The sequence below is a fragment of the Caldimicrobium sp. SLHALR3 genome (assembly GCF_058692735.1).
Genome location: NZ_CP182484.1, coordinates 213,789 through 227,455 on the forward strand (window position 1 = coordinate 213,789; position 13,667 = coordinate 227,455).

At 32.7% G+C, this 13,667-nt stretch carries 11 protein-coding genes; 3 read left to right on the forward strand and 8 right to left on the reverse strand.

Translation table 11 applies throughout. From position 1 onward, the window contains the following. Window positions 1–294: 294 nt before the first annotated feature. Genes ACLGLP_RS01175 through ACLGLP_RS01190 form a run of 4 tightly spaced genes read right to left on the reverse strand, consistent with a single transcriptional unit; the run spans window position 295 to window position 6,528 of the window. On the reverse strand, window positions 295–3,321 hold the full coding sequence (locus tag ACLGLP_RS01175) for an efflux RND transporter permease subunit (RefSeq protein WP_492113115.1): 3,027 nt from the start codon (window positions 3,319–3,321) through the stop codon (window positions 295–297). Further along, complete coding sequence (locus ACLGLP_RS01180; RefSeq protein WP_492113116.1) at window positions 3,276–4,802, reverse strand: efflux RND transporter permease subunit; 1,527 nt, start codon at window positions 4,800–4,802, stop codon at window positions 3,276–3,278. The genes ACLGLP_RS01175 and ACLGLP_RS01180 overlap by 46 nt, the downstream gene beginning before the upstream one ends. A 6-nt stretch (window positions 4,803–4,808) precedes the next feature. Then, a complete protein-coding gene (locus ACLGLP_RS01185) occupies window positions 4,809–5,927 on the reverse strand; it encodes an efflux RND transporter periplasmic adaptor subunit (protein WP_492113117.1) in 1,119 nt (372 codons plus the stop codon). A 10-nt stretch (window positions 5,928–5,937) separates the two neighbouring features. Then, a complete protein-coding gene (locus ACLGLP_RS01190) occupies window positions 5,938–6,528 on the reverse strand; it encodes a TetR/AcrR family transcriptional regulator (RefSeq protein ID WP_492113118.1) in 591 nt (196 codons plus the stop codon). Between the two features lie 195 nt (window positions 6,529–6,723). Here ACLGLP_RS01190 and ACLGLP_RS01195 point away from each other — a divergent pair, with 195 nt between their 5' ends. The 3 genes from ACLGLP_RS01195 to ACLGLP_RS01205 all read left to right on the forward strand — a co-directional run bounded on the left by ACLGLP_RS01195 (window position 6,724) and on the right by ACLGLP_RS01205 (window position 8,487). Further along, window positions 6,724–7,107 carry a hypothetical protein gene (locus ACLGLP_RS01195; protein ID WP_492113119.1) on the forward strand — a complete coding sequence of 128 codons (384 nt, stop codon included), beginning with the start codon at window positions 6,724–6,726 and terminating at the stop codon, window positions 7,105–7,107. Between the two features lie 98 nt (window positions 7,108–7,205). After that, window positions 7,206–7,832: a CDP-alcohol phosphatidyltransferase family protein gene (locus ACLGLP_RS01200; RefSeq protein ID WP_492113120.1), complete on the forward strand. Its 627-nt coding sequence runs from the start codon at window positions 7,206–7,208 to the stop codon at window positions 7,830–7,832. After that, complete coding sequence (locus tag ACLGLP_RS01205; protein ID WP_492113716.1) at window positions 7,825–8,487, forward strand: 2,5-diamino-6-(ribosylamino)-4(3H)-pyrimidinone 5'-phosphate reductase; 663 nt, start codon at window positions 7,825–7,827, stop codon at window positions 8,485–8,487. The genes ACLGLP_RS01200 and ACLGLP_RS01205 overlap by 8 nt, the downstream gene beginning before the upstream one ends. On the opposite strand, the gene ACLGLP_RS01210 is transcribed toward ACLGLP_RS01205, so the two are convergent. From ACLGLP_RS01210 to ACLGLP_RS01225, 4 genes are all read right to left on the reverse strand, one after another. Next, on the reverse strand, window positions 8,488–9,648 hold the full coding sequence (locus ACLGLP_RS01210; protein WP_492113121.1) for an iron-containing alcohol dehydrogenase: 1,161 nt from the start codon (window positions 9,646–9,648) through the stop codon (window positions 8,488–8,490). It lies immediately after the preceding gene. A 68-nt stretch (window positions 9,649–9,716) separates the two neighbouring features. Continuing rightward, the gene (acs, locus tag ACLGLP_RS01215; RefSeq protein WP_492113122.1) at window positions 9,717–11,696 is read right to left on the reverse strand and encodes an acetate--CoA ligase; all 1,980 of its coding nucleotides are present in this window, start codon (window positions 11,694–11,696) and stop codon (window positions 9,717–9,719) included. A gap of 141 nt (window positions 11,697–11,837) precedes the next feature. Then, window positions 11,838–12,233 carry a CBS domain-containing protein gene (locus tag ACLGLP_RS01220; protein WP_492113123.1) on the reverse strand — a complete coding sequence of 132 codons (396 nt, stop codon included), beginning with the start codon at window positions 12,231–12,233 and terminating at the stop codon, window positions 11,838–11,840. A gap of 123 nt (window positions 12,234–12,356) precedes the next feature. Further along, window positions 12,357–13,661, reverse strand: coding sequence for an amidohydrolase (locus ACLGLP_RS01225; protein ID WP_492113124.1), 1,305 nt, complete (start codon window positions 13,659–13,661; stop codon window positions 12,357–12,359). Window positions 13,662–13,667: the final 6 nt, after the last annotated feature.

Sequence of the window (13,667 nt, forward strand, 5' to 3'; positions counted from 1 at the left end):
CTTTGCTCTATTTTTTCTCGTTGCTTACATTTTTGAACTGTTTTCTTCAAAAATAAGAATACCTTCAGAATTCTTTACTTAGCTTTGAATTAGCTTTATCTTTTTGCAAATTTTTGGAAACTCTTGCCCTAATAGTTATCTGTCTCTGATATTAAAAGCACTATTAGGTATTCTCCTTTTTATGATTTTTTGACATTTCTCTTTGTCTATCTTTTAACTAAGTAGTTAAGCTAACCTTTCCTTGTAAGGTCTTTCTTTTTTATATCCTGATGATTATTTCGAGCTTTTATAAATTTAAAACCCCTGCCAGCCTCCACCAAGAGCCTTATAAAAATAAACATAATTTTTAAGAAGTTCTGCCTTTAAAGAAATTAAATTAAGCTGAGAATTAAGATAATCTCTTTGAGCAGAAAGTACTGTTAAATAATCAACAAGACCCTTTTCAAACTTCTTTTCCGAAAGACTGAGTAAATTTTTTAGGGTATTAACTTGAGCTTGCTGAGCAGAAAGTTTTTGGTAAGTTGATGAGATATTGGTGAGCGCATCATAAATCTCTTTAAAAGCAGTTTTTACAGTTTTAACATAATTGTAAAGTGCTTCTTTTTTCTCAGCCTCTTTCAGTTCAACTATACTTTTTGTTCTTCCAAAATCAAAAAGAGTTCCTGTAACAAGGGCACCCAAATTCCAGACAGAGGCTGAATGCTTTATAAGATTTGACAATTCCATACTTTCAAATCCATAAGCTCCTGTTAAGCTGATAGAAGGAAAATAGTATGCTCTTGCAACTCCAATTTCAAAATTTGAAGCTTTAAGTCTTTCCTCAGCAGCTACTATATCTGGTCTTTTCTGTAAAATAGTTGAAGGTAAAGCAGAAGGAATTGGTAAAGGTTCAGGTAAATCATTTGCAATAACCACTTCTTTTTCAAAAAGTTCTTTAGGATTTTTACCGATAAGCAAAGCAAGTGAAGTTTTTAAATTTTCTTTAAGATTTTTTAGTTCTTCAACTTTCAATTTAGTTGCTTCACATTCTGCTTTAGCCTGTTCCACTACAAGCTCATCAATAAGTCCATTTTTATACTGTTTTTTTCTAAATTCATATATTTCTTTTTGAACCTTAAAAAATTTTTCAGCAGTTTCAAGTTTTTTTTCAGCAGAAATAAGATCAAAGTAAAGAGTAATAACATTTGAAATAAGACTAATCTGAAAGGCATCCTTTTCAGCCTGCGTTGCCAAAAAACGGGAATAGGAAGCTTTTTCTGTATTTCTCAGTTTTTTCCATAAATCAAGTTCATAAGAAACTGTTGCAGAAATACTAAAAATGTTTTCTGTTCCAGCCATAAATTCATACATCTGTTCTGATTGTCTTTCTCTTTTAGCAGAGGCTGAATAGACAAACTCAGGATAAAGTTCTGATCTATAAAACTTGAGATTTGCAAGAGCCTGCTCCGCTCTCGAGGTATATATCTTAAGATCATCATTGTTTTTTAATGCCTCCTCAATCAAATTATTTAAAAAAGTATCTTTAAAATCTTCCCACCATTTAGTATGTATTGAATTTACTTTTGTATTGTTAAAAGATTTTTCTTCAATTTTTAGGGTTTCAGGGAGGGGAACTTCTGGTCTTTTATATTCAGGAGCAAGGCTACAACCATAAAATATTAAAAGAACTGGAATAAAGCTTAAAATCTTAGACAGATTTGAAGGTTTTATTTTTTCCCTTATTTTAACAACAATATAGTAAAAAAGTGGTATGAAAAATATTCCAAAAATAGTGGCAAAAAGCATTCCAATAACCACCGTTGTTCCTATTACTTCTCTGCTACTTGTTCCTGCACCTTTACTAAACATTAAAGGTAACGCTCCTGCTATAAAAGCAAAGGAAGTCATTATAATGGGTCGGTATCTAAGTTTTGCTGCTTCTAAGGTTGCAGAAATTGGGGGCATTCCTTTTTTTAATCTTTCCTCTGCAAATTCAACAATTAGTATTGCATTTTTGGCAGAAAGCCCTATAAGAACTAAAAGACCTGCCTGAAAATAAATATTGTTTTCAAGACGAAAAAGATATATTCCAAAGACTGCTCCAAAAATAGCAAAGGGAATAGAAAGTATGATAGCAAGGGGAGCACTCCAGCTTTCGTAAAGAGCAACAAGAATAAGATAAACAAAAATAATGGCATAAAATAAAACTTTTCCTGTTTTCCCCTTTACTTTTACTTCCTGATAAGAAGTTCCAGACCAGGCAATAGTGTATCCAGGCGGTAAAACTTTTTTAGCAACTTCAGAAATTGCCTTTATAGCATCTCCAGAAGAATATCCAGGTTTAGGTTGTCCGAGAATCTTAGCAGAGGGAAACATATTAAACTTTTCCATAATTGAAGGATCAGAAATTCTTTCAATTCTTATAAGACTGCTCACAGGGATAAGATTTCCTGTTTTTGAACGTACATAAACAAATCTGTAATCTTCAAGCTCATCTCTAAACTTTTCCTCAGCTCCCATATTTACATGAAAAACTCTTCCGTAAAGATTAAAATCGTTTACATAGTATTTTCCGAAAACCATAGCCAAGGTTTTATAGACATCGTCTATTTCTACATTGTAAGCTTTTGCCTTTTCTCTATCTACTATAACTTTATAAGTTGGAACATTTGGAATAAAAGTAGTTCTTACTGCCATAAGCTCAGGTCTTTGATTTGCCTCATTTATTAATTCCTGAACATATCTATATAAGTCATAAACAGAACCTCCTGTTCTATCTTGAATATAAAACTCAAACCCTCCCGCAATACTCATTCCTCTTACTGGAGGAGGATTAACTACAAAGGTAAAAGCTTCTCTATCTTTATAAAAATCCTGATTAAGCTTTGAAACTAAGCCAAATGCTGAACTCTTCTTACCCTTTCTTTCTTTCCAATCCTTTAGCATAACAAACACAGATGCTGAATCCGTCTTATATCCAAAACTTTGTAAATCAAGTCCTGCTATAGCAATCCAATCTCTTACCTCTGGCAATTTAAAAAGTCTTTCTTCTATCTTGTTATTTACATATTCTGAAGTTCTTTTAAGAGATGCACCAGGAGGAAGATTAGAAAAAATCATTAAGCTTCCTTGATCTTCCATTGGAACAAGGGAAGTAGGTAGTTTTCTTATCAAAATTACACTAAACACAATGATTAGCAAAAATATTAGAATTCCTAAAGGCGCAGTCTTTATTACCAAATTTGCAATTTTGACAAAGCCTTCTCTTGTTTTTAAGAAAAAGTTTTGAAAAACCTTTATAGGTAAGATAGCCTTTCTTTCTCTTCTAAAAATATTGCACAAAGGGCAGGAGTTAAGGTTAAGGCAACAATCCCTGAAAGAATCATGGAAAAAGCGATGGTAATGGCAAATTGTTGGTAAAAAACACCAGTAAAACCTCCAGTAAAACCAGCTGGAATAAAAACAGCTGAAAGAACAAGAACAATGGCTATAATTGGAGAGGTAATTTCTTCCATAGCTTTGATAGTTGCTATTTTAGGAGAAAGATTGTAAGTTCTCATTATCCTTTCAGCATTTTCGATAACAATAATTGCATCATCAACAACAAGTCCAATAGCTAAAATCAAACCAAAAAGAGTCAGAAGGTTTATGGAAAATTTAAAAATAAAAAGGAATAAAAAAGTTCCTATGATTGAAACAGGAATAGCAAGAACAGGAATAATAGTGCCCCTTAAATTACCTAAAAATATATAAATTACAAAAACGACAAGGAAAATTGCGATTACAAAAGTAATTATAACCTCTTTTATTGATTCTTTTACGAAAATAGATGGATCATAAGGATAAGCATATTTTATATCAGGAGGAAAGTTTTTAGAAATTTCATCTAAGGTTTCCTTTACTTTTGAAACTACTTCCAAAAGATTAGCTCCAGGAGATAAAAAAACTCCTACAGGGATAGCAAGTTGCCCTTTATAGAAAGAATTTCTGTCAAAATTTTCAGAGGAAAGTTCAATTTTTGCTACATCCTTTAATTTAAGGGCTGAACCATCAGGATTGGAACGAATTAATATATTTTCAAATTGAGAGATAGTCTCAAGTCTTGGCTCACCTTTTACAATATAAGAAAAGTATGTAAATTTGCTTATTGGTTCCTGTGCTATTCCTCCTGCAGAGAATTGCTGATTCTGGCTGTTTATTACATTAAAAATGTCAAGAGGAGTAAGTCCATATTTAGCAAGCTTATCTGGTTCTATCCAGACCCTGATAGAATAACTTTTATCATCAAATATAATAACATCCCCAACTCCAGGAATTCTTTTTAGATCTTCTATTACATTAATTAGTATATAATTTGAAAGATCTACCACTGTATGTTTAGCCCCTTCAGAATAAAAAGCTATAACAATAGCAATATCTGGAGAACGTTCTCTTACAACAATACCTTGTCTTTTTACTTCTTCAGGTAATTTATTAAGAACTGACTGAACTCTGTTGTTAACATCCATTTTTGCAGAATTTACATCGGTTCCTACCTCAAAATAAACATTAATGCTTGCTCTTCCACTTGAATCAGCAGAACTTGTCATATAAATCATATTAGGTGAACCGTTTATTGCCTCTTCAAGAGGAGTAATAACTGTTTTTATAACTGTTTCAGCATCTGCACCTGGATAATAGGCACTAACCACAATTTGAGGAGGGGTGAGAGCTGGATATTGATTAACAGGAAGCACCTGTATCGCAAGAACACCAAGAATTATTAAAATAATTGATATAACAGCAGATAATCTTGGTCTTTCAATAAAAAATTTGGAAATCATAAGATTTTAATTTTTTTGAATTCTGTCTATTATAACCGGAGAGCCTGGTCTTAATTTCATTAGATTGTTTAAAATTACATCTTCTCCAGGTTTTAATCCCTTTTCTACAACAAAATATTCTCTAGATAACTCTCCCAAGCTTATAAATCTCATTTCTGCCTTTCCATTAACTACAACCCAAACTGTGGGTCCACTTGGAGTTTGAATAACTGCCTGTTGAGGAACTAAAATTACATCTTTTCTTTTAAGTCCTTTTATAGCAATCCTTAAAAATTGGCCAGGAAGAAGCTTTTTCTCAGGATTTTTCAGGATGGCTCTTGCTTTAACTGAAGCTGTTTTTTCATCAACTACTGTATCAACAAAGTCAATATATCCTTTAAAACTATATGGTAAATCTTCTACTGAAGCTTCAACAGGAAGACCTTTTAATTTTAAAATCCCCTTTTTAGAGATTTTTAATCCTACTTTGATTAAATCGTTCTCAGGAAAAGAAAAGTCTACATAAATGGGATCAACTTGAGTAATTTTAACAAGAGATGTTCCTGGGGTTACCAGATTTCCTACATCAACCATACGCTCACCTATTATTCCACTTTCTGGAGCAATAACCCTTGTATAACTTAGGTTTATTTTTGCTTTTTCCAGTTCTGCTTTTGCATATTCCACATTTGCTTTTGCGTTTTCATATGCATAAAGGGCTTTATCTCTTTCTTCTTCACTTATTACCCTGTCTTCATAAGCGCTTTTCACTCTTTGCCAGTCTCTTTCAGCTTTTTTAAATTCTGCAAAAGCTTTTTCTAAATTTGCTTTTGCACTTTCATATTCAGCCCTATAAGGCTCTTCCTCTATTAAAAATAAAAGATCCCCTTTTCTAACAAACTGTCCCTCTTTAAAATACATCTTTTCTAAAATACCTGTTATCCTTGCAACCACAGTAACAGAAGAAACACTTTTTGTTTTTCCAGGGTATTCCAATCTTACTTCTACATCTTTTGGTTCAGGAACTTTGTAAACTGAAACAGGTATTGCCTGAGCTTGGGGATTGATTTGATCTTTCTTTTTTGAACAAGAAAATAGAATAATTAAAAAAAACGATAAAATTAACAAATAAACTTTTTTAGCCATATTTTTATCCTTAATGGGATTTTAATATACCTCTTAGAAATATATCTACATAGACATCTATTACTTTTTCTGCGTCTTCTTTTTTAAGGTTCAAATATTCCTTGATTTCTTTTGCATAAAAATAAGAAAAAAACATTCCAAAAAATGCTCTTGCAGCAAAAACACTATCAACCTCCCGCAAAACCCCCTTTTTTTGCAAATTTTTGAGATACTCAGAAAGTAAGTCAATGGTTTTTTCTACTATGTTTTCATGAATCTTTTTTATTTCCTCTGGATATCTTTGCATTTCTGAATGCATTATTTTTATAAGTTCCTTTTTAGTTTCTAAAACTTTAATAAATTCATAAGCAATTCTCTTTAAAGCCTTTTCATAAGGTTCTTTTTCAAAATTTTTAAGAAGTTCTTTTAATGTAGGTAAAAAAGAATAGGTATTTATAACCTCACCAAAAAGGAGCTCTTTTGAAGGGAAATACCTGAAAAGGGTGACCTCAGCTATTCCAGCTTCTTTAGCAATTTCTTTGGTCGTTGCCCCGAGATATCCTTTTTGAGAAAAAAGTTTGAGTGCAGTTTCTAAAATTTTTTTTCTCGTTTTTTCAGACATTGTTTGTAAGTACTTACTTAAATATTTTACTTCATCAAATTTTTTTGTCAAGCTTTTATTCTAAGCTTTGTAATTTGAGATAGAGCAATATGTTTGCTTAGAGTGCTTTGTTAAAATTTTTAAAGGAGTTTATAGGTGGTTATTTTTTGATATAATTTGAAATTAAAATCTTAAATTATTAGGGGGGTTAAAATAATGAAAACTTGGTTTATATATGTTTTTGGTCGCTGGATTTTTCTTTCAGGAATTGCTGGAGCTCTATTACAGTTTTTGTTGAGTGATTATTTGAGAATCCACACCGTTCCAGCTTTTTTACTTAATCAGTTTATACTTGCCAATGTGTTCTGGTTTGTGGATAAGGCAATTTTTAAATCACATTTTAAAATACCTGCCTTTTTCCCTCTCTGGCAAATTAAAGAAAATGTAGTATGTGCTGATTGCGGTCAAATATGCGAGGGTTATAGACTGGTAAAAACAAAAAATTACGACAAACTTAATGATCCACAACCAGAGTTCAGATGTAAAACCTGCAGAGAGAGAAAATTAGAAGAGCTTAGAAAAAGGGGAGTAGAAGTTTAAAAAAATATTTTTGTTCTTAGCTTAATTTTTTTATTTTCCATTGACTTTTATTTTTCTCTTTGTAGAATTAACCAATATAACCTTTAAAAACTTTAGATATGAATCTAACGAGCAAAAAGGAATATTTTGAAAAAATATATACTCCTGTAGGAGCCGTTTTATACAAACTTCATCTCCCCGCTAACTTTATTACTTTTTTATCACTCATTATGGGTTCTGCTTCAGCCCTTGCTTACTACAATGGTAATTTGATCAGTGCCATGTGTTTTTTAATAATTTCCGGACTTCTTGATCTTTCTGATGGGGTAGTAGCAAGACTCTCTGGAAAACCTACTAAATTTGGAGCAGTATTTGACTGGATTTCTGATAAATGGGTAGATGGATTGGTTCTCGGTATAGTTGGTTATCTTTACGCTGATATTTTTTGGGCAATTCTGGCAGTTACCTCCTCCATGCTTCATTCTTTTATAAAACCAGTAGTTTACGCAGAAATAGGATATGCTGTGAAAATAAAAGGCAAAATAAAAGATCCCTTAGAAAATGTAGGTTTTTTTGGAAGACCAGAGACTCATCTTTTTCTTGTTCTTTTTACGGTGCTTGAAAAATTAAATGCACCTGTAGGACTTGAATACGGAATAAAAATAATAACCCTTCTTACTTTATTTTCACTTTTACATAGAATAATTTACCTTTATAAAAACTTTGGAGCTTCCTATGATGAATAAACCTTACATTATTATAGTTTCTGAGGTTACTGTTGATGGAAAACTTACTCTTTATAGAGGGGCTTCAAGTAAAGAGCTTATGAGCATTATGACTAAAGAAGTTTATAAATACCTACACAGTATAAGGGCTCAAGTTGATGGAATAATGGTTGGATGTGAAACAGTAAGAACAGATGATCCAAGTTTAACAGTAAGATATGTAGAAGGAAAAAATCCGATTAGAATAATTCCCTGCTCTACTGCCAATGTTCCTTTAAATGCTAATATATTTTCTAAAGATGCTCCAACTATTATAGCTACTACCAAAAGAGCTCCCCAGGAAAGAATTGAAAAGATAAAAGAACTTGGTGCTGAAGTAATCTTAGCAGGTGAAGACTTGGTAGATTTTGATATTCTCCTTCCTATGCTCTATGAAAGGGGTATTAAAAAACTCATGGTAGAAGGAGGAGCCTCAATAAACTGGGAATTAGCAAGAAAAGGATATGTTGATGAGATAAGAATAATTCATCTTCCTGTTATTGTGGGCGGAGAAAATGTTCCCACTTTAGTGGGTGGAGAAGGATTTAAAAGCCTCAAAAAGGTCTTAAATCTTGAAATAATGAATCATTTCGTAATAGATAAATTTCTCATTAGTGAATGGAGGGTTAAGAAGTAGTTAGCAATAAGCCATTTCTAAAATTTTTCTAATTCTTTCTTTAGGATATTCTTCTTCAGCTTTATAAAGGCAAAAAATTTCGTAAGCTTTTTCAACTATAACATCTATTTCTTTTTCCGGTATTCCTAAATCTTTTAAAGTTAAAGGTATTCTTAAATCTTTTAGCCATTTTTCGAATGCATTTAAGCCTTTTTCAGAAAGGGATTTTTCTTCTTTATTTAAGTCAAATACTTTTTCAAAGAACCTTTTTATAATAGGTGTTTCTTTATAGAGTTTTATCCAAGCACGCATTAAAATAGCAAGCCCAAGCCCGTGCGGAGTATCGTATCCCCCACTTATAGTGTGTTCAATAGCATGTATAGGAAACCTATAATTTCCAATCCCAGCTTTGATTAGATCCGATAAAGCTAAAGAACTTGTCCACATTAAATTAGCTCTTGCTTCATAATTAGTAGGTTCATTAAAAGCAACTTTAGACCACTTTATAATGTTTTTCATAAGAATAATCATAAAATCCTCTACTACACTTTCCTTTTTATCTTCTCTATTTACAAAAAATTCAAAAACATGAGAAAACGAATCGATTGCTCCGTAGGCTGTATATTCTGGAGAAACGGTAAAAGTTATAGTTGGATCTAAAAAAGAGACCTTAGGAAAAAGGACAGGACTTCTCATAGATCTTTTAACTTTTTTAGCATCATGAGTAATTACGCTTACTTCGTTAAGTTCAGAACCTGTTCCAGAAATAGTTAGAACAACTGCTATAGGAAGTGCTTTTTCGGGATAGGCTTTTTTTTCAAAAAAATCCCACACATCTCCTTCGTAATAATATCCACAGGAAATAGCCTTTGCAGTATCAATAACACTTCCTCCTCCGACTGCTAAAATAAAATCCGGCTTATATTTTTTTGCTAATTCTATTCCTTCAAAAACTTTAGATAAAAGAGGATTTGACTTAACCCCACCAAGTTCTATAAATTCTATGTTAGCCTTTATTAAAAGTTCTTTTAACTTCTCATAAAGCCCTGTTTTTTTAATAGAAGATCTTCCGTAAATCCACAGTGCTTTTTTACCTAAGGCTGGAAGTTCTTTTGGGATTTGTTTAAGAGCTTTTTTGCCAAAAATAACTTTAGTAGGAAGGTATAATTCAAAATCTTTCACAATTTTATATTATAAAAACTTATTTAATAAAAAGAAGCCCCCTTTAAAGGGGGACTTTTAAGTAGTAATTATATCTGCATATTTTTTCTGCTTTCAATCAGTTTTTCAACAATTTCAGGTTCTGCAAGGGTTGTAACATCTCCCAAATCTTCAAACTGACCAGCAGCTATTTTTCTCAGAATTCTTCTCATAATTTTACCTGATCTTGTTTTGGGAAGACCTGGAGTGAAGTGAATAACATCTGGTGTTGCAACAGGACCTATAACTTTTCTTATGTGTTGAATCAGCTCTTTTTTCAATTCCTCAGAGGGTTCATATCCATCTTTAAGAATAATATATGCATAGATACCTTCTCCTTTAATTTCATGAGGATACCCTACAACTGCAGCTTCAGCAACTGCAGGATGTTCAATAAAAGCAGACTCAAGTTCAGCAGTTCCAAGACGATGCCCTGAAACATTTAAAACATCATCAAGTCTTCCCATAATCCAGAAATATCCATCCTCATCTTTTCTTGCACCATCTCCAGTGTAATAATATCCGGGGAATCTGCTGAAATATACCTCTTTAAATCTTTTGGGATCACCCCATACTCCTCTTGCCATACCAGGCCAAGCTCTTTTTATACACAGATGCCCTCCTTCATTTATATCTGCCTCGGTTCCGTCAGATCTTAAAATTACAGGTTCAATACCAGGAAGAGGATAAGTTACAGAACCAGGTTTTTGAGGAATAGCATAGGGTAACGGAGAAATTAAGTGTCCACCTGTTTCTGTTTGCCACCAGGTATCAACAATTGGACATTTTTCACGCCCCACATATTTGTAACACCAATACCATGCCTCAGGATTAATAGGTTCTCCTACTGTTCCAAGAAGTCTAAGAGTAGCAAGACTATATTTTTGAGGCCACTTTTCTCCTTCACGCATAAGAGCTCTTATAGCTGTAGGAGCAGTATAAAAAATAGTTACTCTGTAACGATCAATCAGTTCCCACCACCTTCCTGGATCTGGATAAGTAGGAATACCTTCGTAAATAAAGACCGTTGCTCCAAGGGCAAGAGGTCCATATACTACATAGGTGTGTCCTGTAATCCAACCAATGTCTGCTGTACACCAGAAAACATCTTCAGGCTTTAGATCAAAAACCCATTGTGTAGTGTGAGCAGCATATACCATGTATCCACCTGTAGTGTGAAATATTCCTTTAGGTCTACCAGTTGTTCCAGAAGTGTAAAGAATAAATAAAATATCTTCTGCATCCATTTCTTCATATTCACAATATTCATACACTGCAAGTTCTTTTTTAAGATCGTCGTATAAGACGCCTCTTTCATCACTTAATTTTATGGGATCACCAAATCTATTTAGAACTATGTAATGCTCTATACAATCGCAATCTGCTACAGCCTCTTCTGCTCTTTCAAGTAAGTTAATTTTTCTTCCAGCTCTATAAGTTCCGTCACAGGTAATTAATACTTTTGCTTGGGCATCCAAAATACGATTTTTTAAAGCTTCAGCAGAAAATCCGCCAAACACCACACTATGAATAGCTCCTATGCGAGCACAAGCAAACATAGCAGCAATAGCTTCTGGCATGGTAGGAAGATAAATGGTTACTCTGTCTCCCTTTTTCACACCTAAATTTTTTAAAATTTTAGCAAACTTACAAACCTCACTGTGAAGCATCTCATAGGTATAAACCTTTACATCTCTGTCTGGCTCACCCTGCCAAATAATAGCTGCCTTGTTTTTAATAGCAGGATTTTCTAAATGCCTGTCAACACAATTATAACAGGCATTTAACTTTCCACCCTCAAAAAACTTAATCTCAGGTTTATAAAAATCCCAATAACAAGTTCTATTCCAATATTTAAACCAAGTTATTAGTTCTTTTGCTCTTTCTGCCCAAAATTCATCTGGATCATCCAGAGAATATTGATAGATCTGCTTATATTGATAACGTGATGAAATGTAAGCTCTATCTTTTCCTTCCTGAGGTGGATAAAAAATTCTCGTCTCTTTCAATACTGACTTTATTTCTGTCATTTTTTTCACCTCCTTTTAAATGTTTATTTAATCCAACTTTGCATAATTTTTTTAATTGGTCAAATATTAAAGAAAAATTTCACAAAACCTCTTTAAAATTAAAATTTAAAACTTATCAATTTAACTTTTGATTTTTTGATTTTATGCAAAAGGTTTAATAATATCTCTCAAGGTAACCATTCCAACAAGTTTATTTTCTGCTGAAACAACAGGCAATCTTACTATATTAGCCATTGCCATAAGTCTTGCTGCATACTTTATATCATAGTAATCGGGAACAACTATACAAGGCTTTGTCATAATTTCAAGAACTTTAACCTTTTCAAGAGGCAATCCCTTTGCTATAACTTTATATACAATATCCTTTACAGTTACTATTCCATAAGCATCTTCTTCGTCTACTTTTTCAACTACTAATCCTCTGTAGCCAGTTTTCATCATAATCTGGGCAGCCTCTTTTACTGTTGCATTTCCATCAATTGTAACTACAGGAGAAGTCATTACATCTCTTACTCTAATCTTTTCTATTTCTATCATCACCCCACCTCCCTTGAGGTTTTTTAAAAATAATTTTTGAAATTTTTAACTTATCCTAAAATTATTTTTATTCAAGCAAAAAAACTTCTTAAGTGAAAAATTTCTAAAAGTTTTGGAATTCATCTAAGAAAGGAAAGCTAAAATTTCTTTTTTGATTCTTTTTACTTTTTCTATTACTTCTTCTTCATCTATAGAAAGAATTTTATAATTTCTCATTATCCAGTTTCCGTTTATCATAAGATCAGAAACGAATCCACTTTTTGCACTATAAACAAGGAGAGCAAGAGGGTTATAATCTGGTTGTAAAGAATAGTGAGACAGATCAATAACTGCAAGGTCTGCTTTATAACCCGGTAAAAGTTTTCCTGTATCAGAAAAACCTAAAATTTCTGCTCCCCAATAGGTTGCCATTTTAAAAACATCATTTGCCCTAATAACTGAGGGATCTTCCTTAACTCCCTTTTGCACCAAACAGGCTGTTCTCATTTCTGAAAACATATCAAGGTCGTTATTGCTTGCAGGGCCATCAGTTCCCAATCCTACCTTTGCTCCAGCATTTAACATCTCAGTAAGAGGAGCTATTCCTGAGCCAAGTTTAAGATTGCTTTCAGGACAGTGAACAATCCCTGCAGAAGATTTTGCCATAAGTTCAATTTCTTTTAAATCAAGTTTTACACAGTGAACAGCTATCAAGTTTTCGTTAATTCCTCCCAATTCTTTTAATAATTCTACAGGTCTTTTATTATATTTCTTTTTAACTTCTTCAATTTCTTCTTTTGTTTCGCATAAATGAATATGCAGTTTAGCATTATACTTTTCTGAAAGTGATATACATCTTTTAACAGTCTCTGGGGAGCAGGTATAAAGAGTGTGAGGAGAAACGGCAATTTTTATACAGGGATGATTTTCAAAATTTTTGAGAAGTTCTTCTGTAAGTTCAAAACCTTTCTCCAAAGGTCCGTAAGAAGGGGAGGGAAAATCAAAAAGTCCTTCTCCTACCAAGGCTTTTAAACCAGATTCTTCTACAGCCTTTATAACTTCTTTCTCAAAGAGATACATATCGCAAAAAGCGGTAATCCCTGATTTTATCATTTCAACAAGAGAAAGTTTGGTTCCCCAGTAAACCCAGTCTTTTCTAAGCTTTGCTTCTATAGGAAATATATATTCTTTAAGCCAGACCATAAGGGGTAAATCTTCAGCAATTCCTCTAAATACACTCATAGCCACATGGGTATGAGCATTAACTAAACCGGGAAAAATTATTTTATTTCCCAGATCAATTATTTCTGAATTTTGATATTTAGAAGTGATTTCTCTTTTTTCTCCCAGATCAATTATCTTGTCTTTCTTTATAACAATACACCCGTTTTTAATAGGTTTTTCTTCAGCAGAAGGTAAAATCCATTTAGCAGAAAGTATTTTTATCATTATAAC